The sequence below is a fragment of the Nocardia sp. XZ_19_231 genome, from assembly GCF_015355705.1.
Classification (GTDB): domain Bacteria; phylum Actinomycetota; class Actinomycetes; order Mycobacteriales; family Mycobacteriaceae; genus Nocardia; species Nocardia salmonicida.
Window position 1 is genome coordinate 1 of the sequence record NZ_JACUZI010000017.1, and the last position, 26367, is coordinate 26367.

Annotated in this window: 15 protein-coding genes; 8 read left to right on the forward strand and 7 right to left on the reverse strand. The window is 67.1% G+C overall.

Features of this window, described 5'->3' with window-relative positions; genetic code table 11:
• Positions 1-1339: (Fe-S)-binding protein (locus IBJ82_RS33965; RefSeq protein ID WP_194830088.1), on the reverse strand; the 1339-nt coding region annotated here is incomplete at its 3' end.
• Between the two features lie 243 nt (positions 1340-1582).
• On the opposite strand from IBJ82_RS33965, the gene IBJ82_RS33970 reads away from it, so the two are divergent.
• Entirely contained in the window at positions 1583-2398 is an 816-nt protein-coding gene (locus tag IBJ82_RS33970; protein WP_194830089.1) for an NAD(P)H-binding protein, read from the forward strand.
• Positions 2399-2699: 301 nt separating this feature from the next.
• Positions 2700-3521, forward strand: a complete 822-nt coding sequence (locus IBJ82_RS33975) for a DUF4129 domain-containing protein (protein WP_370585606.1) — start codon at positions 2700-2702, stop codon at positions 3519-3521.
• A gap of 17 nt (positions 3522-3538) precedes the next feature.
• On the opposite strand, the gene IBJ82_RS33980 is transcribed toward IBJ82_RS33975, so the two are convergent.
• The 4 genes from IBJ82_RS33980 to IBJ82_RS33995 form a co-directional block, all read right to left on the reverse strand.
• Positions 3539-4186, reverse strand: a complete 648-nt coding sequence (locus tag IBJ82_RS33980; protein ID WP_194830091.1) for a TetR/AcrR family transcriptional regulator — start codon at positions 4184-4186, stop codon at positions 3539-3541.
• Positions 4187-4512: 326 nt separating this feature from the next.
• The gene (locus IBJ82_RS33985) at positions 4513-5616 is read right to left on the reverse strand and encodes an alpha/beta hydrolase family protein (protein ID WP_228538085.1); all 1104 of its coding nucleotides are present in this window, start codon (positions 5614-5616) and stop codon (positions 4513-4515) included.
• The gene (locus tag IBJ82_RS33990; protein ID WP_194830092.1) at positions 5606-7174 is read right to left on the reverse strand and encodes a glycosyltransferase family 39 protein; all 1569 of its coding nucleotides are present in this window, start codon (positions 7172-7174) and stop codon (positions 5606-5608) included. Before IBJ82_RS33990 ends, IBJ82_RS33985 begins: the two co-directional genes overlap by 11 nt.
• A 16-nt stretch (positions 7175-7190) precedes the next feature.
• Complete coding sequence (locus IBJ82_RS33995) at positions 7191-9335, reverse strand: MMPL family transporter (protein WP_228538086.1); 2145 nt, start codon at positions 9333-9335, stop codon at positions 7191-7193.
• Positions 9336-9669: 334 nt separating this feature from the next.
• Between IBJ82_RS33995 and IBJ82_RS34000 the strand changes: the two genes are divergently transcribed.
• The 6 genes from IBJ82_RS34000 to ligA all read left to right on the forward strand — a co-directional run bounded on the left by IBJ82_RS34000 (position 9670) and on the right by ligA (position 23421).
• Positions 9670-16101 (forward strand): type I polyketide synthase, encoded by a 6432-nt coding sequence (locus IBJ82_RS34000; protein ID WP_194830094.1) that lies wholly within the window; start codon positions 9670-9672, stop codon positions 16099-16101.
• The gene (locus IBJ82_RS34005) at positions 16053-17507 is read left to right on the forward strand and encodes a condensation domain-containing protein (protein ID WP_228538088.1); all 1455 of its coding nucleotides are present in this window, start codon (positions 16053-16055) and stop codon (positions 17505-17507) included. Before IBJ82_RS34000 ends, IBJ82_RS34005 begins: the two co-directional genes overlap by 49 nt.
• Positions 17504-18220 carry a hypothetical protein gene (locus tag IBJ82_RS34010; protein WP_194830095.1) on the forward strand — a complete coding sequence of 239 codons (717 nt, stop codon included), beginning with the start codon at positions 17504-17506 and terminating at the stop codon, positions 18218-18220. The genes IBJ82_RS34005 and IBJ82_RS34010 overlap by 4 nt, the downstream gene beginning before the upstream one ends.
• Positions 18217-19650, forward strand: coding sequence for an MFS transporter (locus IBJ82_RS34015; protein ID WP_194830096.1), 1434 nt, complete (start codon positions 18217-18219; stop codon positions 19648-19650). Before IBJ82_RS34010 ends, IBJ82_RS34015 begins: the two co-directional genes overlap by 4 nt.
• Before the next feature lie 68 nt (positions 19651-19718).
• Entirely contained in the window at positions 19719-21371 is a 1653-nt protein-coding gene (locus tag IBJ82_RS34020; RefSeq protein ID WP_194830097.1) for a bifunctional 3'-5' exonuclease/DNA polymerase, read from the forward strand.
• Between the two features lie 58 nt (positions 21372-21429).
• Complete coding sequence (ligA, locus tag IBJ82_RS34025; RefSeq protein WP_194830098.1) at positions 21430-23421, forward strand: NAD-dependent DNA ligase LigA; 1992 nt, start codon at positions 21430-21432, stop codon at positions 23419-23421.
• Positions 23422-23490: 69 nt separating this feature from the next.
• Here the strand turns inward: ligA and IBJ82_RS34030 are convergent, their stop codons facing one another.
• Together IBJ82_RS34030 and IBJ82_RS34035 are read right to left on the reverse strand one after the other, a co-directional pair.
• On the reverse strand, positions 23491-25101 hold the full coding sequence (locus IBJ82_RS34030) for an acyl-CoA synthetase (RefSeq protein ID WP_194830099.1): 1611 nt from the start codon (positions 25099-25101) through the stop codon (positions 23491-23493).
• A 24-nt stretch (positions 25102-25125) separates the two neighbouring features.
• Positions 25126-26364, reverse strand: a complete 1239-nt coding sequence (locus IBJ82_RS34035; protein ID WP_194830100.1) for a hypothetical protein — start codon at positions 26362-26364, stop codon at positions 25126-25128.
• Positions 26365-26367 lie beyond the last annotated feature (3 nt).

Here is a 26367-nt window from a genome sequence, read left to right on the forward strand (position 1 = left end):
GGATGTCGAAATCGACTTCCTTGATCCAGTTGAGGCGGTCCTTGGAGTTCTGACCCCACGGGTTGCCCTTGTTCTCCAGGTTCTTGAACAGACCAGCGAGCTCGGAGGGGAACTCCGACTCGATCAACACCTGGTAGCGGCGCATATCGATGATGTGATCGACGTGCTCGATATCGACCGGGCACTGCTCGACACACGCACCACAGGTCGTGCACGACCACAACACCTCGGGATCGATGATCCCGTGGACATCCTCGCCACCGACCAACGGACGCTCCGCCTCGGCACGGTCCGATTCGGACAGCTTGTCTCCGTCTCCACCGGCGAGCAGGTAAGGCGCCTTGGCATAGGCGTGATCTCGCAACGACGTGATGAGCAGCTTGGGGGACAGCGGCTTTCCGGTGTTCCAGGCGGGGCACTGCGACTGGCAGCGACCACATTCGGTGCAGGTGGTGAAGTCGAGCAGGCCCTTCCAGGTGAAGTCCTCGATCTTGCCTACGCCGAGCGTGTCGACATCGGGATCGGCGGTGTCCATGTCCAGGACCGTGCCACCGGACATCATGGGCTTGGCCGCTCCGAGGGCGACGCCACCGGAGTCCTCACGCTTGAAGTAGATGTTGAAGAACGCCGAAATGCGGTGCCAGGCCACACCCCAGGTGAGTTTGCGACCGATGAGATAGAGGAACGCCGCGCCGGCCAGCATCTTGACGAACGCGAAGACCGAGATCATCAGAGGACTGGCCGGGAGCAGCCGTGCCACCTGCATCGTGACCAGATCGCTCGACACATGCCCACCGCCGTAAGTAGCGATTTTGCCTGCCTTGAGCAGAACATCACCGAGGCCGTGGATGAGCACGATCGTCTCGATGGCATATGCGGCAACGAGATTCGATCCGCTGAATCGGGACAGGCGCTCGGGTCGGCGTGGATGGTTCAACTGGCGGATGGTTATCAGCACCACGATCCCGACGACCGTGGCGAGACCGAGAATCTCCTCGAGCAGGTGATAGCCGAACGTGTCGCCGATGATCGGCCACCCGAACTCCGGGTCGAAGGTCTGTCCGTAGGACTCGAAGTAGAACACCATGCCGAGCAGGAATCCGACCATCACGAGCCAGTGCGCCCAACCGACGGTCCGGAACTTGTTCATCCGCGTGTGCGCGACGACCTCGACGATGACGGTCTTCATCCGTGGCAGCACGGGGCGTATTCGTGACCAGTCGGGCTGACCGGCGCGGAGAACACGCGCCATCCGGGTCAGGCCGAGAAGCAGTGACCCCCAGCAGATCGCGGTGATGACGGCCCCGATGATCCCGAGTGCGAACGTCGCAGTGCTCACGGTATTGCCCCCCGTTCCGCTGGCCGACAACAGTATGTTACTGGCCAGTAACTTGATCTCCGGTGCCAAATTAGCACTGATTCGACAGGCGCGAAAGCCCCCTGCCGTGGCGGCTGGACTCGTTGTGGCGCCGCGGACTCGCGGGGCCGCGGCGGAGATCACGGCGCAAAATTGCCATGTGCGTCGGTCGGATTTCGTTGGCAGGATCGAAGGGTTCAACGAGCCGCGACGGAGGGAAAACCGATGACAATCCTGGTTACCGGGGCGACGGCCAATATCGGGCGGCTGGTCGTGGACCAGCTGATCGCGCGAGGTGCCACCGACATTCGCGCGCTGACCATCGACCCGGGCAAAGCCGCACTGCCTGCCGGGGTCCAGGTGGCACGCGGGCATCTGGGTCGACCGGGCAGCTTGCCCGCGGCATTCGAGGGCGTCGACCGGATGTATCTGGCACCGTCGCCGGGCACTGTCACCGAGGTGCTCGAGCTGGCGCGGGCCGCCGGTGTGCGACACGTCGTCGATCTGTCCGGTGAGCCCGAAAGCTGGTGGGGCAGTGTGTGCAACGCTGTGGAAGGCAGCGGCTTGGCCTGGACCCATTTGTGGCCCGCCGACTTCATGGAGAACACCCTGACGTGGTCCCAGCAGATCCGCGAAAGCGGTGCGGTCCGGGAACCACACCCGGACACCGCGAGCGCACCCATCGCCATGAACGACATCGCCGCGGTCGCCGCGACCGCGCTACTGACCGATGGTCACATCGGCCGCGCACACGCCCTCGCGGGCCCGGAGATCCTCAGTCGCACCGACCTGCTCGCACATCTCGCCGACGCGCTCGACCGCGAGATCGCCTTCCGCACCTCCACCCGCGAGGAAACCATCACCGCCCTGCGGCCCACGATGGGCGACAACGCCACCTGGTACGTCGACAACGTCCTGATCGACTTCGCTCCGACCCCGGAATCCCTGCCCATCACCAGTGTCGAGGACATCACCGGCAAGCCCGCCACCACCTTCAGTCAGTGGGCACACGCGAACGCCGCCAGTTTTCTTGCCGATTGATATGCCTGGCTGAGAATTTCATTGCCCCGCGGTAGGAAGTGTTGTAAGAAACAAGGAATCGGGGGGTGCGGAGGGATTTCGACCAAACCTTGTGTAGTCGGTTCCTGGTGGGCGGGCGAAATGCCACTATGTGGGCATTTCGGGTGACTTCCAGGGGTTCGGCGGTACAGCAGTGGGAAAGATATTGGCGCCAATAGGTCGTCTGTTCGCGGCGATCATGTTGATTGTCGCAGCGATTATCGCGCTGAACGGGCGTTTACCTGGGACCGCTGTTCCCAGTGAAACCGGCGGTGCTTCGCCGGTGGCCGTCGCATTGATGCCGGTACTGCTGCTGGTATCGGTGGTGATCTTGCTAGCCGGAGTCATTGTCAGTCAGCATCGGTTGCCCTTGGCGATGCCCGCGCTCGAAAGTGATCTCGGGGTTCGCCTGTCGTTCAAGCGGTTCGCGGTGCTGGCTCCCGTCGCGCTCAGCGCTGTCGCGCTGACGTTCGCTGTCGGTATCACCATGCTGTTCGTCTTGCCCGGTGCCAGGCGGCAACCGACTTCACCGGCGACCGTGGCAGAAGGGACGCCGCCGGTGTCGGGTGCCGTCGAGGTGCAGGTGGTCGACTCGGCGGTCGACTCGTCGCGTCTCAGCGGGACGGCGTTGCTGGGGGTGGTGGGGCTGGCGATCGTGTTGATCGGCATCGCGCTGGTCGGTCTCGTCGGCGTCACCGTCTCCGGGCGGCGGACGCCCCTGGTCGAAGGGGTGGAACTGACCGAGGAGCAAGTGGCTAATACGGTCGACTCGCTGACCAGGGCAGCCGAGATGGGCCTGGCCGCGATGAACGCGCCGGGGCAGGATCCGCGCACCGCCGTGATCGCCTGCTACGTGGCGATGGAGGCCGGGCTGGCGGCGGATCGTGCTGCGGCACCGCTGGTTTCGGATACGCCGAGAGAGGTGCTGGAACGGGCTTTCGACAGTGGCGTGCTGCACGACGACGGTGCGCACGAACTGGTCGCGCTGTTCGAGGAGGCCAGGTTCAGTCCGCACGCGATGCTGGGTTGGCAGCGCATCCGTGCCGAACAACTACTGCGCCTGGTACTCGCCGATCTCCAAGCCCGCGACGAGGTGCCGGTGTAACGGACTGCGCGACCGGTCTATTCATGGCGTCGCATCTCGCCGTACAGCCACGTGCCGATCATCCGTGCGGTCATGGCGATGGCGGCGGCGCGGTCGCCATCGGCCACGTCGTCGGCCGAGGCACGCAACACTGCGGCGAAACCGGTGTTGACCAGAACCCACGACATCATGTCGTGGTCATGGTCGTGTCCGGGCCCGACGAACTGGATCACGATGAGCTTGAGCAGCATCCGCAGTCGCGGTTCGAATTCGGGCAACCCACTGCTGTAGAACTGCACGCTGCGCACGAGCGCGCGAACCAGATCCGACTTGGCGGCCAGCGCATCGGCGAAGACGTCGAGAATCTCCGACGCGATCGCGACGTAGTCGTCACTGCTGGTCGGCGAGGTCTCTACGGTCAAGCTGAATACGCGCTGGGTGAAATCCTGCTCGACGTCGGTGATGAGCCGGTCGAGGAGTTCGTCGACGAGGAAGGACCGCTCCGGAAAGTACCGGTACAGCGTTCCGATGCTGATCTGCGCGTGCGCCGCGATGACATTGGTGGAGGTGTTGTCGATTCCTCGCTGGCCGAACAACTCCGCGGCGGTATCGAGAATGTGTTCCCTGGTCGCCTTCGCTCGCTCTTGTTTCGGGCGGATTCGCCGGTCGACGGGTTTCGGTGGCATCGGAGTTCCTTTTCGGCGAAGTCGGTCCCACCGCTGACGTCGGTCGGGCGATCGCGGCGGCGGCATGGTGCAGGGGGAACTGCCGGGCGGGGAACGTCGAGTTGCCATGGGCGAAGGGTAGATTCCGCGAGCCGGTTTTCGGTGCTCGGTGGTCAGGTATTGAGTCGGCTCATCAAGGTTTGTGCTCGGACGTGCGTTTCCCGCACAAAGGCGCCCGGAGTGAGTCGAACCGAAAGCGATTTTCGTGCCGGTTATCCTGGCTTACCTTCGGCGCGGCTCGACAGCCGATTTTTCCTTCGCTCTCGGAAAGGCATATCTTCGTGTGACTACGGGACGACCAGTGCGGCGGCACGTTCCCAGTAGGTGTGCATGTCCTGCTCCCAGTAACCCCAGGAATGGGTGCCCGCCGGGCGGAAGTCGAACGTCGCCGGGATATCGAGTGCGGCCAGTCGGTCGCGCAGCAACGCGGTGCACACCACCGTGATCCCGTCGAGCACACCGCCGATGATCAGTTGGTCGAGCAGCTTCATCGGATTGCTCTTGACGCCGGGGCCGTTGAGGTTGTCCAGCGGGCCGGGCAGGCCGTTGCCGGTACTGACATACACCTGCACCCCGCGCAGCTTCTCGGCATTGAGGGCCGCGTCGTTGGTCGTCCAGGCCGGATCGGTGGGCGGCCCCCACATATTCAGCGGGTTGCCGCGCCGCGCGGTGACAATCGAGGCCACCATCGCCTGTCCAGCCGGGTTGCTGGTCTGGATACAGCCGCTGAAGGAGCCGACCATCCGGAATCGTTGCGGCGCTTCCTGTGCCATCCGGAACACCGCCGCGCTGGCCATCGACAGACCGGCCACCGCATCGCGGCCGGTGCCGTGGAAGGCCGAGTCGATGATCGGGGGCAGTTCGGTGGTGAGGAACGTCAGCCAGCGATTGCGTCCGGTGCCCGGATCGTCGGTCTGCCAGTCGGTGTAGAAGGCGCCCGCGCCGCCGATCGGCATCACCACGTTCGCCTGCGTGGTGCCGAAGAATTCGACGGCATCGGTCTTGGTGAACCAGTTGCTGCCCTCCCGCCAATCGGGGGTGTCGGTGCCCCCGTCTACTCCGTTGATCAGATACAGCGAGCCCGCGGGCGCCGCGGGATCGGCGGCGGGAATGACCGCGACGGTGACCGGGCGGTTCATCGCCGCCGAGTGCACGGTCAGGTCGATCACCTTGCCGGGACCGTTGGCGGCCGCCGAGACGGCGAAGGAGCCGTTCGGCGCCGGTAGTGCCGCCGCCATGGCGTGGGCCGCGACCAGGTCGGGGGCCGCCTGCGCTGTCACGACGACGGGCAGTCCGGTGGCGGCGAGTGCCACCGCGAGTGCCAGCCGCCGCATCATCGAATGCACCACTGTCTTGTCTCCGTTCGCTCCGGTGTCGTCGCTATCGCTCATGGCGGCTCGTCCCGTCGACGAACCGCAGTTGCCTGGCATCGGGCCACAGGACCGACCACGGTTCGCTCGGCCCGTCGCACAGCCACACCGCGACGCCGCGGTTCACGCCGGGAAAGCCGAGCGTTTCGTCGATGTGGGTCAGCAGGGTGGTCCGGTTGAAGCGGGTGCGCAGCACGGTGTCTGGATCGTCGACCCCGACGTAGAGCACGGTGGTGGCGGTGTCGGGTGGTGTGCCGAAGTAGCCGTAGCCGCGGTTCGGGCTGAATACCGCGGGCAGACCGGCGGCGGGCCCGAGGTCGTCGAGTGCGGCTGCCTGCCAATAGTTCTGGGTGACGATCACCAGATCTTCGCGCTGCCGCGGTGGTACCCGGTCGTAGGTCTCGGCCACTGCGGTGACCAGGTCGTCCCAACCGTCCAGCCCGAAAAGCAGACTGCGCGAGTGGATTTGTGAATAGTCGTCGGTGGACTGTCGCAGTGCCGAGTCCGGTAGGGGCAGGACGACGACGAGCGCGACACAGATCGCGGTCGCGAGTGCGCCGATGCCACCGCTGATGATCGCCCCGAGCCGGGAGAAGCCACGGTCTGCCAGATACACCGCGCCCGCCGCGAACAGGCCGGGAAACGCACCGGCGACGAAGTAGGGGCGCAGACCCGCGAGCACCACCGCGCCGAGACCGAGCGCGATCATCGGAATCAGGAAGTAGTACGGCCGGAATCGCTCGGCGCGCAAACCCGCCCACATGCCGGCGATCAACAGCAGCCCGCCCGCTCCGGTGACCTGGATCATCGTCCACGGCACCGCCATCAACCCGGCGGTGGCGAGTTGTTCGTCGCGCACGACCGCGCCCATCGCCAACTGCGGCCAGCCATTGCTGTGCTGCCACCACAGAATCGGGACAGCCGACCCGACGAGCAACCCCGAGCCCAGCCACCACGCGGGCCGACGCAGCATCTCCCTCGGTCCGAATACGGCCACACCGAGGGCGAGCACCGCCCAGATGATCGGAATCAGCCACTTGACCTGAAAGTCGACCGCGGCGACGAACCCCGCTGCGATCAGTAGGTAGTCCTCGCGGGTCCGCACCCAGCGGATCAGCAGCCACGCCAGCATCGCCGTCAAGGTGATGTCGAGGGCGAAGGTGCTCAGCATCGCCGACTGCATCACCGCCATCGGGGTGGTCGCGTAGGCGAGCGCGGCGAGGGTCTGGGGGAGTCGTCCACCGCCGAACTCTCTGGCCATCACCGCGCTGAGCACGATGGCCAGCACCGTGAACAGCAGCGCGGGCAACCGCAGGACGGCAGTGGATCCCGGCGCGAGGAAGTCCGACAGTGCCGCCAGCAGCGGGACCAACGGGCCCTGATCGGCATAGCTCACCGACGGATGTCGCCCGGCCGCGAGGAAATACAGTTCGTCGCCGCCGATGCGGTAGCGGTCGATCCTGGCGAGGAACAGGGTCGCGGCCACGGTCGCGACAATCGACACCTCGCGCCACGCGAAGGCGGGTAGCGCGCGGGTGGGTGCGGCGGGCACGTCGACGGTGCCGCTCCGGACTTTCATGGTGGTACTCCGGGGGTCAGTCCCGGTCGCCGCGGACTGGCGTCGGAGCTGCTCCGGAAGGTGTCGAGTGGGCGAGAGATTCGTGTTCAGCAGTGGGCTGCAGGCGTTTGAGCCACGTCGGCGCCCACCAGCAGGCGTCCCCGAGCAATCGCATGGAGGCGGGCACCAGCAGCATCCGCAGGATGGTGGCGTCGATGAACAGCGCGGTGACCATGCCGAGGGCGATGTACTGCATCATCAGCAGATCCGACAACGCGAACGCGCCGGTGACGACCAGCAGGATCAGCGCGGCCGCGGTGATGATGCGGCCGGTACGGGCGATACCCGCCTGCACCGCTTCGGTCGTGGAGGCGCCCGCTGCCCTGGCTTCGACGATGCGAGACAGCAGGAATACCTCGTAATCGGTCGACAGCCCGTAGACCACCGACACGATGACGACCAGGACCAGCGACATGATGGGTTGCGGGGTGAAGCCGAGCAACCCCGCGCCGTGCCCATCGATGAAGACCCACGTCAGCACGCCGAGGGTGGCGCCGAGCCCGAGCAGGTTCAAGGCGGCCGCTTTGAGCGGCAGGATCAGCGAACCGAATGTCAGCGCCATCAGTAGCGTGCTGGCCAGGAAGACGAACGCGATCATCAGCGGCATCCGCTCGACGAGTGCGTCGATACTGTCCTTTTCCACGGCGGGATTCCCCCCGACCATCAGTGTTGTGCCGGGCGGCAGTGGCATCGAACGCAGATAGTCGACGGTCGCCTCGGCGTCGTCGGAACCGGCGAGCACGGTGTGGGTGGTGAGAACCTGGGGCTGGAACGGCGACTGCATCGGCTCGGCGAACGGTGCGCCGAGGCCGGGGGCGTGGTTGGCGTCGGCGCGGACGGTCTCGGCGGTCTCGGGGTCGAAAGTGACGATGACCAGGTCGATCGGGTCGATCTGGCGCAGCGGGAACAGTTCGTCGAAGTGCTGCTGGGCCAAGCGCGTCGGATGGGTCGGCGGGAGAAAGCGCTCATTGATGGAGCCGAAGGCCAGATTCTGGATCGGAACGATGAGCAGCAGCAGTCCGAGGCAAATCGGAATCGCTACCACCAGTGGACGTTTCATCACGCCTGCGGCGAATCGGCCCCACCTGTTGTCGGGGACGCGGTCGCTCGCGACCGGTTTGCGGAACCAGTCGACGCCGAGCCAGTCGACTCGCCTGCCCAGCACGGCCAGCATCGCGGGCAGCAGGGTGATCGAGGTCAGCGCCGCCAGGGAAATGGTGATGATGGCGCCGTAGGCGAACGATCGCAGGAAGCCCTGCGGGAACACCAGAATGCCCGCGGCCGCGACCACCACGATCAAGGCCGAGAACAACACCGTGCGCCCCGCGGTGGTCACCGAACGCCGTACCGCGTCGTCGACCGTGCGGCCGTCGGCGAGTTCCTCGCGGAAACGACTGAGCACGAACAGCCCGTAGTCGATCGCCAGGCCGAGGCCGATCATCGAGACAACAGGGGAGACAAAGGAGTTCACCTCGGTGACCGCGGTGAGGCAGCGCAGCAGCCCCCACGCGCCGAGCATGGTGAGTCCGCCGATGATCAGCGGCAGCGCCGCGGCGACGACGCCGCCGAACAGGAAGAACAGCAGGATCGCGACCGCGGGGATGGCGAACAACTCCACGCGTCGCTGATCCTGAACCATGGTGTCGTTCAACGCGAGAGCGACCGGTTGCCCGCCGGCGAGTTCGACCTCGACCCCGGGGATCACGAACTCCTCGGCGATCTTGCGGTAGTTGCGGCCCTGTTCGGTGGGATCGAGGCCGCTGACCGCGACGGAGGCGAACGCGTAGTCACGTTCGGGCGAGCCGAAGACGTCGGGAAGCGCCACGCCGGTATCGGTCGGCCAATACGCGCCGTTGATCCGGTCGATCTCGTTCGGGAAACGCTGCGGCAGATTGTTCAGTCCCGCCACGACTGTCTCGGTAAAGGCTGGATCGTCGATTGTGGCGCCTTCGGGCGCCCGAACCAACAAAATCACATCGCTGCTGTGATCACGACCGAATGCGTTGTCGCGCACGTGCGCCGCACGAACCGATTCCGAGGACGGATCGTCGAACCCTTTCGAACTCAGATCCGCGCCGAGCCCGAGCCCGTAAGTTCCCAGTGCCAACAATCCGGTCACCATAATCAAGATCACCAAATATCGCCGCCGCACGACGGTGTCTGCCCATTGTGTCAACTCGGCGAACACATTCGCCTCCCAACTGCTCGCGATGTGTCGAACTTGTCACTGCCGGTGGTCTTTTCGGTCGCTACCGCGCAATGTTGCGGCCGGTCACAATGAATCTCCGAGTCTTGTTGTGAGGCATGACTTCGCTATATGGGCCCGATCACAGAGAGGCTCGCTATTACCCGTCCGAAATTCCAGAGGTCGGTAATCGGACGATCGCCACGGTGGTGGGCTTCTACGTTGACACCAACGGTCATTGCCACAGGCCGGTCGAACCGGAGGAAATTACGTGTCGGATATTGCCATTGTCGGAATCGGATGTCGGTTCGCGGGCGGGATCGACTCCCCGGAATCGTTCTGGGACTTTATCGTCGACAAGCGTGACGGCGTCGTGGAGATGCCCGCCGATCGCTGGGACTGGCGCCGCTACTACGACCCCGAGCCACGGACGCCGGGGCGCAGCTATACCAAGCACGGCGCCTTCATGACCAACGATCCGTGGGAGTTCGATCCCGACTTCTTCGGGATCTCACCGCGCGAGGCCACGGTGCTCGACCCGCAGCAGCGGCTGATGCTCGAGGTGACCTGGGAGGCCCTCGACGACGCCGGGATCGCGGGGCGCTCGGCCGGCGCACAGGTCGGGGTCTATGTGGGCGGCTTCGTCGTCGACCAGTCGGTGATCGGCGTGGTGGGCCCCGCGCTGTTCCACACCGACATGCACACCCCGGCCAGTGCCTCCTACACGATGCTGTCCAATCGGATCGCCTACGCGCTGAACCTGGTCGGTCCGGCGATCACCGTCGACACCGCGTGCTCCTCGTCGCTGGTCGCGCTGCACCTGGCCTGCCAGGCGCTGGAGAACGACGACTGCAAGGTCGCGCTGGCGGGCGGGGTCAATGTGATGCTGCAGCCGGAAACCTTCGTGCTCATGTGCAAAGGCGGTTTCCTGGCCACGGACGGTCGCTGCAAGTCCTTCGACGCCTCCGCCGACGGCTACGGTCGCGGTGAAGGCGCGGGAATGGTGGCGCTGAAGAAGCTCGAAGATGCTGTCCGCGAGGGTGATCGGGTCTATGCCGTGATCAAGGCCACCGGGTCGAATCAGGACGGGCGCACAACCGCGATCACGGTGCCCAACGCCGACTCGCAGGAGTCGCTGGCCCGCACCGTCTGCGAACGTTCGGGCCTGGCACCGGACGAGATCACCTACCTGGAGGCGCACGGCACCGGAACGCTGGTCGGCGATCCGGTCGAATTGCGTGCTCTCGGCAGGGTTTTCGGCGCACCGTCCGGGCGCACCGGCACCATCGGCGTCGGCTCGGTGAAGGCGACGATCGGTCACACCGAGGCCGCCGCCGGCGTCGCCAGCGTTATCAAAGCCGCACTGGCGCTGCAACATCGCACGCTGCCGCCGCAGGGTTGGTTGAACAACCCGAACCCCGACATTCCGTTCGACGAGCTGGGTCTGCACGTGCAGACCGAGGCGCAACCGCTGCCCGAGGACGCCGCGCCGATGGCGGTGGCGGTCAACGGTTTCGGTTACGGCGGCACCAACGCCCACGCGATCCTGCAGGAGTTCCGCGCGCCCGAATCGCCGACCGAACCGGCCCGCCACCTAGGCATCCTGCCCATCTCGGCCCGCAGTACCGGCGCCGCGCGTGCGTTGGCGGGCCGGTTCGCCGACCTGATCACCGCGGGGGCGGACCCGGATCAGCTGGCCGAAGCGGCGTGGACCCGAATGTCGCACCACCCGTTCCGCACCGGCGTACTCCTCGACGGCTCCACCGACGAATTGGTCCATGAACTGCACGAGTACGCGTCGGGTAACGGACGCGACGCCAGCCGCACAGTCTCCTCCAGCGCCGCCGAGCCGGTGTTCGTGTTCTCGGGGATGGGTCCGCAGCACTGGAAGATGGCCCGTGGTCTGCTCGCGGCCGGCGGGGTGTTCGCCGAAACCGCCGAGGAGATCGACGCGGAATTCCGCGCGATCGCGGGCTGGTCGATCATCGAGGAACTGGGCAAGCCGGAGCACGAGTCCCGGGTCACCAGCACCGAGGTCGCCCAGCCGGCGAACTTCCTCGTCCAGGTGGGCCTGGTGCGCGAGCTGGCCGAATACGGCATCGTCCCCGCGGCCATCGTCGGCCACAGTGTGGGTGAGGTGTCGGCGGCGTATGTGAGCGGCATGCTGTCACTGCGCGAGGCGGTGCGCGTGGCCTATCACCGGGCGCGATTGCAGGCCACGACCGCGGGAAGCGGCGGGATGCTCGCCGTCGGCATGACCAAGGATCAGGCCGACGCGCTCATCGCCGGCGATCCGCGCGTCGACATCGCCGCGATCAACAGCCCCACTTCGCTGACCCTGTCCGGCGACGTCGACCGACTCGACGAGATCGCCGAAAAGCTTACGGAGGACGGCATATTCGCACGCCGGCTGCGGGTCGAGGTGCCCTATCACAGCCGACTGATGGATCCGATCCACGACGAACTGCTCACGGCGCTGGCCGATCTGGCGCCGCAGGCGCCGTCGGTGCCGCTGTACTCCTCGGTGACCGGCGAGCTGGTCACCGAAGGTGATTGGAACGGCGAGTACTGGTGGTCGAATGTCCGTCAGCCGGTGCGCTTCTTCGACGCGATCGGGAGCCTGATCGGCGCGGGCAATCGGATCTTCCTCGAGGTCGGTCCGCATCCGGTGCTGTCGGGCAATATCCGCGAAGCTCTGGTCGACGCGGACGTGAACGGCACCACGGTGCCCACTCTCGACCGCGAGCAGTCCGATTCGCACAGCTTCCGGCGCACCCTCATCGGCCTGCATGCCGCCGGTGTGCTCGATCGTGACGTGCTGTTCCCAGCGGAGCGGGGCGTCACCGCGCACGTGCCGCTGCCGCGGTATCCCTGGCAGCGCACCCGTCTGCACTCGTCGCTGCCACTGTTCGAGCAGGCACGCCTCGGTACGCCCGGCGGCCACGCGATGCTCGGCGACCCCGATGTGGAGGGGCGTCCCGAGTGGTTGCTGCAGGTGGGCACCGAACTGTTGCCGTGGCTGGTCGACCATGTCGTCAACGGCGTCAAGATCATGCCGGGTGCGGCGTACCTGGACGCGGCGCTGAGCGCCACCGCTGCCCGGATCGGCAGCAAACAGGTTGCACTGGAGGGGGTTCGGTTCGTCGCTCCGCTGATCATGGGCGCCCCCGATGTTCCGCTGGTCGCGATGAGCGTGGAGGAGGCCAGCGGCCGCTTCATGATCAGATCGCGCAGCGCGACCGGTACGGCGTGGACGGTGCACTCGACGGGGCGTTCGCTGACCGGTAGTCACGAACAGACCGAAGTCGAGCTGCCCACCATCGAGATCGGTGTCGATGTCGACCCGGCGATGTTCTACGCGGGCCTCGCCTCGGCCGGGCTGCAGTACGGTCCCACGTTCCAGCGGGTGACCTCGGTGCGGGTCGGACGCGACGTCGTACTGGCCACCGTCGACGGCAGCATCGCCGAAGGGTCGCGGCATCTGGCGCATCCGGCCGTCGTCGACGCCGCGATGCAGTGCGCGGCCATGCTTTTCACCGACGAGCGGATCAACGAGGGCGTCATGGTGCCCGTGGGAGTGAACGCGGTGCGGCTGCTCGCCGAACTGCCCGCGGAGATCACCGTCGTCGCCCGCCGCGACCCCGCCGCTCGCCTGCGCGCCGATGTCGACCTGCTCGACCGCGACCGAAAGCTGGTCGCGCGGTTGACGGGCCTGCAGATCGGCGCGCTCAAGCCCGGTGACAGCCCACTGCACCGGATGGCCGACTTCTACTACACCGAGGTGCTCGAAGAACGCGACCCGATCGACCCCGCGTCCCTGGTCGAAGCCGGGTCGGTGTCCACCGTGATCGTCGCGCTCGGCGACAGCCCGCGCACCGCTGAACTCGCCGCCGCGATGCCGGGGTCGCGAGTGTTGCTCGTCGACCCGAACAGCGACGAACTGCAGTCCGATCTCGTCACGAATCTGGAGGCGGCGAAAGCCGACGACACGCAGCGCACACACGTCTGTGTCGTGGTCGGTGCGGGTACCGACGACGTCGCCGACCTGTGGACGCTCAAGCGCGTCGCTGTCGCGGTGTCGGAGTACGTCACCCCGACCGTGGAAGGCGCCCCGCCACAGATCAGCTTCGGCGACGGCAACGTCCACGCCACGCTGGTGACCGAATCCGCCTTCATGGCTCCTGGTAGCGGGGTCGAACCGGACCCGCGCCACGCCGCCCTCGCCGGTGGCCGCCGGGTGCTGCTCAATGAACAGACCCCACTGCGCTGGCGGTTGATCGACACCGAGCCCGCCACCACGATCGGCGAACTCGTCACCGAACTCGGTGTGCCCGGTGCCTTCACTCTCGACAACAGCGACGAGGTGCTGCTGCGCGCGGGCAAGCGCCTGGTGCCGATGGTGACCAAGCCGCTGCCCGAGCGCATCGAAGAGCTCGAGACGTCGCATCCGTTGGCCGATCCGGAGGTGAACTTCGAGCTGGATATGCCACGCACGCGTGTGCTCTCGCAGGTGGCGTGGCGTGAGTGCCCGCGTCCGGAACCCGGCACGGGCCAGGTCGAAGTCGCGATGGCGGTGATCGGATTGAACTACAAGGATCCGCTCAAGGTCATCGGACTGCTCGGCGAACGCGAACTCGCGCCGACGTATTTCGGCACCGTGCCCGGCATGGAGGGCATCGGCACCGTGGTGCGGGTCGGCGCCGACGTCACCGATGTCGCGGTCGGCGACAAGGTCGCGGTGGCGTCCAAGGGCATGATGCGCAGATTCGCCGTCGTCGATCGGGCGCTGGCCGTGATCGTGCCCGCCGACACCGATCCCGGCTACTGCACCAGCACCATCGCCTTCGGCACGGCCGAATACGCGCTGCACGACCTGGCCCGCCTCGAAGCGGGCGAGACCGTGCTGATCCACGGCGCGGCAGGCGGTGTCGGTACCGCGGCCATCCAGGTGGCCAAGTCGATCGGCGCCCGCATCATCGGCACGGCGAGCTCACCCGAGCGCCGCGAACACGTCCTGGCCATGGGCGCGGACTTCGCGGTGAACTCGCGTTCGCTCAACTTCGTCGACGACGTCCTCGCGCTGACCGGCGGTGCCGGTGCCGACGTGATCGTCAGCAGCGCGCCCGGTGAGATCCTGCGCCAGAACTTCAATGCCGCAGCCGAATTCGGGCGCATCGTCGAGGTCGGCAAGGCCGATATCTACACCGGCGGGCTGCTGGAACTGGCCAACTTCGACAAGAATCTCGCCTACTACTCGATGGATCTGGACCGCCTGGTCGCGGTGCGCCCGCAACGACTGTCGCGACTGCTGCAGCGGGTGTTCGAGAAGGTCACCGAGGGTGTCTACACCCCGTTGCCGTACCAGATGTTCCAGACGCACGAGGTGAGCCAGGCGTTCGAGGAGACACTGCGGTCCTCGCGCGTGGGCCGGGTCGCGCTGCGGATGGACGACCCGCAACCGCCCGTGCGGCCCTACCTGCCGCCACTCGACATCGACGGCGCCGGAAGTTATCTCATCACCGGCGGGTTCGGCGGGTTCGGCATGGCGATCGGTCGCTGGCTGGCGCTGCGCGGTGCGCGCAGGCTGGTGCTGGTCGGGCGCAGCGGCGCCACCACCGAGACAGCCCGGCGCCAGCTGGAGGCGTGGCGCGCGGTGGGCATCGAGGCGATCGAAGAACATGCCGACGTGACCGATGCCGCCGCGGTCGCCGCGATCGTCGCTCGCGCGCACGGCGAACAACATCGGTTGCGCGGGGTATTCCACGCCGCGGGCGCGGTGGCCGACAACCGACTCGCCAACATGGAGCTCGACGAGCTCGACCGTGTCTATCGCCCCAAAGTTCATGGCGCGCAGGTGATCCACCAGGCAGTAGCCGATGCGGGCATCACCCTGGACATGTTCGTCCTGTGCTCCTCGGGTGGCTCGATGTATGGGATCTACGGTCAGTACAACTACTGCGCCGCCAACGTCGCCGTCGAAACATTGGCACGGCGCTGGGCCGCCGTCGGTGAGCGCGCACTGTGCATCGGCTGGGGCCACCTGTCGGGCGCCTCGGGCGGCATGGCCTCGGACGAAACCGCCGAAAAGTATCTGGACCTGGTGGGGTTCGGTCCGATCGACATGGCCGACGCCACCGCCTACCTGGAACAGACCCTGCGCCTCGGCGTGACGAACGCGGCGATCATCCCCACCGACTGGGCGAAACTGACCGGAACCTTCCCGCAGCTGGTGCGCACCGGCCGCACCGCCGCCCTGGCCCAATCCTCGGCCAAGGACACCTCCGAATTGGCCAGGCTCCGTGCCGAACTCGCCGCGATGGAGGAGGCCAAGCGCGGACCTGCCATCGCCCGCAAGATGGCCGACGAACTCGCCGTTGTCATGGGGGTTCCCGTCGAGTCGATCGACATGACAGTGCCGGTGCCCGAGCTGGGGCTCGACTCGTTGATGGCGGTCGAACTGGGCGCGCGGGTCACCAAGACGCTCGGCATCGACCTGATGTCGATGCAGATGGGTCGCTCGTTCAGCCTGGAACAGGCCGGTCCGAAGGTCGCGGAGCTGATTCTCGCCTCCGAACCCACTGTGACACCGCCACTTCCGGAGGTGGCGTCCGTGTCCGGTGAATCCGGCCCGCCGAGTGTCGAGATGTCCGACCGATGGACCGTCGACCGATCGGCGGAGGTCTCGATGGCGGGATCGCACTGATGGTCGACTTCGGTTTGATCGACGAATGGCGCCCGTCTCCCGGTCGGCTCGTGACCTGGTTCGCCTCGGCGGACTCGGTCGCGCGCGCGGCCGGGGCGCCGGTCCATCCGGCACCGCCCTCGCTCCAGCAGGAGCAGTATCTGCGTCTGGCCGACCGGCACGGCGGCGCGGACTTCCGGTTCTCCGGCCTGTGCCTGGTGACCGCCGAGATCCCCACCGGTGACCTCGACCGCGACGCCATCACCCGGGCGATCCGCGCATTCCTGATGCGCCACGACACCTTTCGCACGTGGTTCGCCGTCGAACCAGGCGGCACGGTGCGGCGCCATCTGGTGCCGGAGGCCGATGTCGAGTTCGTCCCGGTCGACTACGGCCACATCGACGACCCCGAGTCGATCTGCCGACACGTGGAGAAGACGACACCCGGCCCGTTCCAATGGGATTGCTTCACCTTCGGCACCATCGAGCACGGCGATTCCACCACCGTGTACCTGGCCGTCGACCATCTGCACACCGACGGTCTCGGGCAGTACCTGTCCGCGGCCGACTTCGCCCAGCTCTACGCCGCGCAGCTGTGGGACGAGGCCGAACCGCTCGCTCCCGCGGCCAGCTATCTCGACTACTGCCGCAACGAGCGGCTCTTCAGCGAGCAGCAGAGCCTGTCCTCGGCGGGTGTGAAGAAGTGGCTCGCGCTGTTGCGTGGCAACGACAATCGGCTACCGGTTTTCCCGCTCGACCTGGGCGAGAAGACCGACGGCTACCATCGCAGCGCCCACCTCAGTGTCGTGCTGTTCGACGACGAACAGGCCGATCGATTCGAAGAGGTCTGCCGGGCCAACGGCGCCGAATTCGTCGGCGGTGTGTTCGCCGCGGCCGCACTGGCCGAACGCGAGCTGGTCGGTTCGGACTACTACTTCGGCATGACCCCGGTCAGTACCAGGACCACGGCAGCCGAGAACAATTCGGTGGGCTGGTACGTGACGCTCGTTCCGGTCGCGTTCCCGCTCAGCGAACGCATGACCTTCGCCCGCGCGCTCATGATCGCGCAACGGGCCTACGACAGCGGACTGCTGTTGGCGCCCACCTCTTTTCACCGTGTTCTCGACCTGCTGCCCGCTGATTCCGAGATCAAGGCCGAGCCGGGGTGGGTCACCCCGATGATCTCGTTCATCGACGCGAGGGAATTTCTGGGCAACGAGCTGTTCGACGGCATGAAAGCCGGGGTTTTCGCCAACCGCGCAGCCTCGGAGGAAGCCCTCATCTGGATCAACCGGCTACCGGGGCAAACGACGCTGAGCGTCATCTTCCCCGACACCGCGATCGCGCAGGAGTCGGTGCGGCGCTACCTGGCCACCATGCAGTCCGTTTTCGGAGCCATCATCGACAGCGCCACGGAGCACCCATGATCCGAGAAGAATTCGAACCGACCATCTTTCGTGACCCCGGCATTCCCGACGGCGAGAAGTCGAGATACCGCGTCGGCATCTCCGGCGAGCCCGGCGGCTTCGAGGTCTCCCACGTCGTCGTGCACGACCGGGGCGGCTACCACACGACGATCGAGGCGAGCCCGGAAGACAAGAGTGGGTGCGACCGTGCACTGGTCATGACGGTCGAACAGCGAATAGGGCGCATCGACGGGCGACTGCACGCGGAAAGCTATCGCGCGCAGACACTGTCGGGAGCAACGGTGGTTTCTCGCGAAGAGGTGAATTTCGTCGACACCGTGCATCTGCAGTTCGGCGGCCTGCCCGGTCCGTTCCCCCCGAATGTGATGCCGATAGCCGCTGGACTGACCATGTTGCGCGGACTGGATTTCGCCGACGGGCTGGTCGAAACGGTCGACGTGTGGCTCGCGTCCTCCGTGCACTGGCCACTGCTGGTCCGGGTGGAGAAACAGGTCGTCTTCGCGGGGACGGCCGGGGTGTTCCCGTGTTGGCAGGTGCGGTTGCGGCCCGGCTTCGAGCAGGTGAACGGGATGCTGGACAAGATGGTCGGCTCGGTCGTGCCGCCGTTCATCGCGCTGTTCGAGGTGGCGGCGCCGCATCGGATGGTGCAGATGAGTTTCCCGACCCAGATGTCGATGTCGGCCCCGCGCGCCACGATGGAACTGGTGTCATGAGCGAAACCACCGGGGTCGCGAAGGCACAGGTACCCGAGCTCGGCGCGTGGCTGGCGTTCGGTGCCTGTCTGATCGCGGTGTTCATGCAGATGATCGACGTGACGATCGTGAACACCGCGCTGCCGAGCCTGACCGCCGACCTCGGGGCGTCGAGGTCGGCGCAACTGCTGGTGATCTCCGGCTATGCGCTGGCGTTCGCCTGCACCCTGCTCACCGCCGCGCGGATCGGTGCGATGGTCGGTCGGCGCACGATGTTCCTGGTGTCGGTGGTCGCCTTCACCGCCGCCTCCGTGTGGTGCGGATTGGCCGCTGGCCCTACTGAACTCGTGATCGCGCGCGTGGTCCAAGGAGCGGCGGGGGCGGGCATGGCGGCCCAGACGATCGCTCTTCTCACGGCCGGCTTTCCGCGCGAACGCCATCCCTTGGTCTTCGCGCTCTATGGGGGAGTGGCCGGATTCGCCGGGATGCTCGGGCCCATCGTGGGCGGCGTGCTGCTCACCATCGACATCGGTGGGTGGGGGTGGCGGTCGGTCTTCCTGATCAATCTGCCGATCGGTCTGTTCGCGTTCGGGTTGGCCTGGAAATTCCTGGACCGGAACAGCCCGGTCGGTCGTCACCGACTCGATCTGGTCGGTGCCACGCTGTCCGGGCTCGGGTTGTTCGCCCTGATCGCGGGCATGGCGCAGATCCAGGAGCACGGGTGGCGACTCCACCTCATCGCCGTCACCGGTGGCGGGCTCGTACTGACGGCGGTGTTCCTCGCCCAGCAGCGCGCCCGCACCGCGCGAGGCGCCGACCCGCTCGTTCGCCTCGACCTGTTCGGCAACCAGGGTTTCCGGATCGGCTCGGCACTGGTCGGCACCTTCTTCGGACTGTTCACCGCGTTCGTGTTCGCCGCCTCGATCACCATGCAGGATGTGCTCGGCTATTCGCCGCTGCTCACCGGCATGGTGATGACCCTGTTCGCCCTCGGTGCCGGCGCCGGTGCCCTCGGCTCGCTGATTCTGGTGCCCCGCTGGGATATCTGGGCGCTGGCCGCCGGGATCGCGCTGTTCGGCGGGTGCATCGCGGCGGGCGGGGTGTACCTGTATCTGGTCGACGGTGTGGCGAACGCGCTGCTGTGCGCCGGTCCGGTGTTCGCGGCCGGATTCGGTGTCGGCCTGTTCGGCGTGCAGCTGCAACCGATGATGCTGTCCGGGTTGGACGCGCATCGGATGGCCGAGTCCTCCGGTGTGCTGCCGACCATCGAACAGATCGGCAATGCTGTCGGCCTCGCGGTACTGACCACGGTGTTCTTCAGCTCGCACAGCCTGGGCGGCAGCATCATGATGATGGGCGCCATCGCCGTCGTCGCGATGGTGCTCGCGGTGCTGACCTTGGCGATGCCGTCGCGTGAGCGTCGAGAACAGGCCGCGGTCAGCGTCTCCTGAGGCGTCGGTGCTGGTCGTCGGCGTGCGGTTGCCGCTGATTGTCGTACCCCGGTGCCAGACTCTGGCAGGTGCGATGGGCGATAGCGGAGACGGGCGACGGCGGCGCTCGGTTGTGTCCGCTCGATCAGGACGGTCACCCGGCGGGACCGGTCCTCGACGAGCCCTCGCTCGTCGAGGCGGTGCGCTCCCGCCCTGACGTCGAGCGGTGGGTATGGCGGTCCACGGCCGAGATCTACCGTGCGCTGCTGGCGGCGGGCGTGTGGGTCGAACGGTGCTATGACGTCCAGGCGGCGGAGTCTCTGCTGATCGGACACGAGGAAGGGCAGGCGGGGCAGGCGCGCTCGCTGGCGGCGGGCTGGGCACGGTTGCACAATCTGGCTGTCCCGCCGGATGCTCCGGTGCGGGCCGCCGAGACCCAGCCGTCGCTGTTCGAATCGGGCCCGGTGCCGCTGCCGCCGGGGATCGACGAGTTCACCGCCTTGCTGGCGGTCTATGCCGGACAGGTCGCGCGCACCGCTCGGGCCGAGCATCCCGAGCGCATGCGGCTGTTGCTCGCCGCCGAATCGGCGGGCATGCTCGTCGCTGTCGAGATGGGGCAGCTCGGAATTCCGTGGCGCGCCGATGTACACCGCGAACTCTTGGATTCGATGCTGGGCGAGCGCTTTCCGGGGGGATCCGAACCTCGGCGGATGGCGGAGTTGGCCGAGGAGGTGTCGCGGGCGTTCGGGCCAGGGGTGCGAGTCCGGCCCGATCTGCCCGCCGACATCATCAGGGCTTTCGGTCGCGCCGGAATCCTGCTGTCCTCCACCAGGAAATGGGAGATCCAGCAGATCGACCACCCGGCGGTCGCCCCGCTGCTGGCCTACAAATCGCTCTACCGTCTGTACACGGCGCATGGTTGGTCCTGGCTCGAGCAGTGGGTGCACGGCGGCCGCTTCCGCCCCGAGTACCTACCCGGCGGCACAGTGTCGGGGCGCTGGACCACCAATGGTGGTGGCGCACTACAGATTCCGAAGATCGTCCGGCAAGCGATCCGCGCCGATCCGGGATGGTCGCTGGTGGTCGCCGACGCCGACCAGATGGAGCCGAGGGTCCTGGCGGCGATCTCGCGTGATCCCGGACTGATGGAAGTGGCGGGCCGTGGCGAAGACCTCTACGCGGACCTGGCGGCTCGTGGATTCGGCGGCGATCGAGACCAAGCCAAGATCGCGCTGCTGGGCGCCATCTACGGACAGACCTCCGGCGACGCCCTGACCCACCTCGCCGGCCTGCGTCGGCGCTACCCGGCCGCGGTGGCCTACGTCGACGACGCGGCGCACGCGGGCGAGGAAGGCCGCCTGGTGCGCACCTGGCTGGGGCGCACCTGCACGCCGTTGTCGGTCGGGCTCGACGACACGGACGCGCCCCGCGACACCCGCGCCGATTCCGCCGCCCGTGCCCGCGGCCGCTTCACCCGCAACTTCGTGGTGCAGGGCAGCGCCGCCGACTGGGCCCTGTTGGTACTGGCCGGAATCCGGCACGCGATCCGCGACCTGCGCGCGGAACTGGTCTTCTTCCAGCACGACGAAGTGATCGTGCACTGCCCGACCGAGGAGGCCGCGGCGGTGGCCGAAGCGATCGCCGCCGCCGCCGACGCAGCGGGCCGGATCGTCTTCGGGCAGACGCCGGTCCGGTTCCCGTTCACCACCGCGGTCGTCCAGTGTTACGGCGACGCCAAGTAGGACAGTCGCAGCGTGCCACCTGCGCAAGTTGTCGGTGTGTATCGGTAGCGTCTTGTCTGTGGAAACAGGGGAACGTATCCGAGAACTCGCCGATCGGTTGGTGGCGCTGCGCGACGCCTACTACCAGGGGGAGCCGCTGGTCGCCGACGCGGAATTCGACGCGATCGAAGACGAGCTGCGAGCCCTGATCGAGGCGCATCCCGACCTCACGCCGGACCCGAATCCGCTCGAGCAGGTCGGTGCGCCCGCCGTGCTGCACGCCCCGGTACGGCACTCACGGCCGATGCTGTCGCTGGAGAAGGCGACCAAGCCGGAGCAGGTCGAGGCGTTCTTCGGTCGTTTCCCGGGTCAGTCGGTGGTCGTGATGCCCAAGCTCGACGGCTTGTCGCTGGCCCTCGTCTTCGAGAAGGGGCGGCTGGCGCGTGCGGTCACCCGTGGTGACGGCACCACCGGTGACGACGTGACCCCGCTGGTCCGTGCCCTCGTCGACGGCGTCCCCGAGCGGATCGAGCTGCCCGGCCGCGTCGAGGTGCGTGGTGAGGCGGTGATGCTGCGGTCGACCTTCCTCGCCTACAACGCCGCGCACCCGGACAAGCCGCTGATCAACCCGCGCAATGCCGCGGCGGGCACCCTGCGGGCGAAGGACCCGGCCACCGTGTCCGAGCGGCGCCTACAGTTCTTCGGCTTCGACCTGGATACCTCGGCCGACGACGCCGCGCACGACCTCGGGGAAGGGTTGCGTGCGATCGGGGTCGCGGGTGCGCAGATGCGGCTGTGTGCCGACGCCGCGCAGGCGCAGGCGGCGATCACCGAGATCGAGCAGGGTCGCAATGATCTGGACTACGACATCGACGGTGCCGTATTACGCCTGGCCGACCGTGATGCCTACGCGGCGGCCGGGACCCGGTCGAACTCCCCGCGGGGCGCGCTGGCGTTCAAGTTCGCCGCCGAGGAGAAGACCACGCTGCTGCGCGAGGTGATCTGGGATGTCGGCAAGACGGGCAAGATCGTTCCCGTCGCGTGGCTCGAGCCGGTGTTCGTCGGCGGCACGACGGTCACGAAGGCGACGTTGGCGAACCAAGAGGTGATCCGCGCTCGCGACATCAAGGTCGGTGACACGGTGCTGGTGCGCCGCGCGGGTGATGTCATCCCGTTCGTGGCGGGTGTGCTCGACGCCGCCAAGCGCACGGGCGAGGAACTCGACATCGTCTCGCCCACCGAGTGCCCCTCGTGCGGTCAGCCGGTCACCGAGCAGGGCAACAGCCGAGAACTGTTCTGTACCAACGTTTCCTGTCCCGCACAAACAGTGCGCAGGCTGATCCACTGGGCCTCGCGCGCGGCCGCCGACATCGACGCCATCGGGGGAGTGTGGATCGAACGCCTCGCGGAGGCGGGCATTCTCGAGAGCCCGTCGGACTTCTACACGCTGACCAAAGAGCGGCTGCTCGAATTCGACCGCGTCGGCGAGGTCTCCGCCGCGCGCATGATCGATTCGATCGACGCCAGCCGTCAGGTCGGCCTGCGCCGCGCCTTGATCGGCCTTGCCATCCCGATGGCTTCCGACGGCACCGCCGCGCGCCTGGCCCGGTCGGGCTTCGGCTCCCTGGAGGAGGTCGCCGACGCGGGCGAGGAACGACTGGTCGCGGTGGAGGACATCGGCCCGAAGGTCGCCGCCTCCCTGGTCGCGCATCTGACGCGACTGCGTCCGGAACTGGACCGCCTACGAGAACTCGGCGTCAGTCTCGATGTGCGCGAAGAGGACCTGCCGCCGGTCATCGCGGCGGGCGCGCCCCTCGAGGGCAAGACGGTGGTGATCACCGGTGCGATCAGCGACCCACGCTCCGGCGAAAAGGTCGCTCGCCCAACCTTTCAGCGCCTCTGCGAGCAGGCAGGGGCGACGGCGGCGTCCTCGGTCTCGGCCAACACCGACATGCTCATCACCGGCGCCGGGGTCGGTGACAGCAAGCTGGCGAAGGCCGAGAAGCTCGGCGTCGAGGTCGTCGACCAGGGTGAGATCTGGAAGTTGCTGATCGACGCCAAGGTCATCTGACGGTCGAAGGCGCCACAGCGGTATCTGCCGAGCTCGGGTGCGGATACCGCTGTTGTCGACAGCGCTTTCTCAATCGGTCCGGTGGTCAGGGGCGCGGTCGGTGACGTAGTCCTTCGCCCAGCGGTAGTCGGGTTTGCCACTGGGGGAGCGGGAGATCGTTTCCGCTATCCAGATTCGTTTGGGGATCTTGTACCCGGCGAGGTGGGGGCGCAGGTGGGTACGCACGGCATCGAAGTCCAGGGTGCGGTCGGGGGCGATCGAGATGATCGCGGCGACCTGCTGGCCCCATCGTTCGTGCGGGACGCCGATGACCACCGCGTCGTAGACCGCGTCGTGGGATTTCACGACGGCCTCGACCTCCTCGGGGAAGACCTTCTCGCCCCCGGTGTTGATCACCATGTTGCCGCGGCCTATCAGGGTGATGGAGCCGTCGGACTCGGCGCGGGCGCGGTCGTCGGTGACCACGATGCGGGCGCCGTCCACCGTCTTGAACAGGCGGGCGGTGCGCTCGGGGTCGTTGTAGTAGCCGAGCGGGACCGCGCCGGTCTTGGCCAGCCAGCCCTCCTCGCCGGGAGCGACGGGCCGCCCGTCCTCGTCGACGACCACCGCGCCACGTCCGGTCTGCACTCGCGGGCCGCGCGCCGGATCGTCGTCCTTCTGCGCGAAACCGATACCGCCGAAACCGGTTTCGGACGAGCCGATCGAGTCCGACACCATCGATGTCGGAAACTGCTCCAGCAGTGCGTTCTTCACCGGCTGTGACAGCAGCGCGGCCCCCGAGGCGATGACGAGTAGCGAGGAGGCGTCCACCGGTTCCTCGATGAAGGTGTCGATGAGCGGACGAGCCATCGCGTCGCCGGTGATGACCATGACGTGGGGCTGGTGCGTGGCAACGGACTGCCACACCCGCGCCGGTTCGAAGCGCGGCTCGAACAGCACCGTATTGCCCGACCAGAGTGCGTTGAACGTCGGCATCATCGCCGCGGCGTGGATCAGCGGCGGGAGCACGAACCAGATGCTCGGCACGCCCTGGGCGCCGGTCTCGGACTGCTGATACTCGTCGCGCACCGGTTCGCCGCTGTAGAAGTCGACCCCGCCGCCGAGCACCCGCCACATGTCTTCCTGACGCCACATAACGCCCTTCGGCATGCCGGTGGTGCCGCCGGTGTACATCATGAACAGGTCATCCGCGGTGCGAGTGACCGAGGGCCGGACCGGGTTTCCCGCCTCGACGAGCGGCTCGTACAGGACCGCGCCCGCCCCCGGTACACCGACATCACGGTCGTCGTCGACGCAGATCGACTGGCGCACAGTCGGTGTGACCTCGAGGGCCGCCCGGACGGTCTCGCCGTAACAGGCGTGGTAGATCAACACCTCGAGGTCGGCGTTGCCGTAGACGTAGGCCAGCTCGGTCGGGCCGTACCGGTAGTTGATATTGATCGGGACGGCGGCCAGCTTGAAGCAGGCGAGTAACGTCTCCATGGTCTCGATGCTGTTGTGCATCTGGAAGCCGATGTGCGTGCCGTGGCCGACGCCCGACTCGGCCAACTGGTTGGCCAGGCGGTTGGCCCGAATATCGAGCTCTCGGAAGGTCACTCGACGATCGCGCTGAATGAGGGCGATTCGATCGGGCATGGCGTCGACGGAGTGTTCGAACAGGTCGGCGAAATTGTTGGCCATGTCAGTCCATCTCTTGACGATCTCTCACACGACGGTGAGTGGCAGGGGTTTTCCGCGGTCGGTGAAGGAGAAGCCCGCACCGGTACTGAAGCGGGTCACCGCGACCTCGGATGCTTCTCGGAACGGTTGCTCGGCCAGGTCGATGTCGACGGTCCAGCCGTGCTGGTCCGTCGCCGCGACGCGGGCGACGAAGCGCGGGTTGACTCCGCGGACCAGGGCATCGAGAGGGCGCAGGTCTTCGGGTGTCAGCATCGAAGACCAGGCCCCGTCGGTTCGAGCCCCGCTGACGTGCGGAAAACGCAGGCGCGCACCGGAGGACAGCACCGCGATGTCGACTCCGGTGTAGTTCACCGGGTTCAGCGCCGGATGCAGGCGCAGGACCGTGGCAAGCGCGTGCGGATCGTCGCCGAGGGCCAGGCAGCGACGAATTCGCTCGGAGGTCAGTCCGGCGATCCCGGCGAACTGCTTGCGCCCGATCCCGAGAGCGGTGTCCGCGTCGGAGCGTTCGTTGATGGCGACCATGAACCCGAGGGTCAGCAGATGCTGCTGCAGGCAGATCTCATCGGCCATCCGCCGCAGGGCCGCGTGGGAGAAATCGGCGAACCGTAGATCGCTCAGCAGGGGCCCGGCGTAGTCGGCCATGCCCTCGTCGCCGGGATCGATCTCGGCCAACTCCAGCCCCGCGGCAACGGAATTCGCGAGGAGCGCGGCATTGCGTGGCACCGCGGGCGGGACGTGTGTGGGATCGATGACCACTGTCCACGCGCACACCGGGGTGCGGTCGGCGGGCCGGCGCGGTGGGCGGTGCACCGGCCGAACCTGGGCGTGCGGATTGGTGGCCAGCGCCGTCGCGTCGAAGGTGGGGTCCTCGATGTCGTGGCACATCGCCACCACGAATTCCTCGCCCATCGGCTCGACATCGGCCAGCGCACCGCAGTGATCGAGCCAGAACTCGCCGTGATCGTGGTCGTCGACCCGGAACCGGAAGTCCATGAACTGCGGCGGCGCGCCGATATCGAGTTGCAGCCCCTTGAAGATGGTCTCGACGCTGTCGCCGGTGAAGCGCAGGGCCCGCTGCATCCGGCGGGTGTAGATCGGGCTGGCCAGCTGCCACTCCTCGATGGCCACCGCCGTCATGCCCTCCCGGCCGAAGGCGGCGATGGTGTGCGCCATCCCGGACCGATCGATGAGATGACCGCACAGCAACAGCTCGGGGACCAGCGCGGCCAGCTGGTGCCGGGACAGCCCGGCGTAGCTGCTCATCGG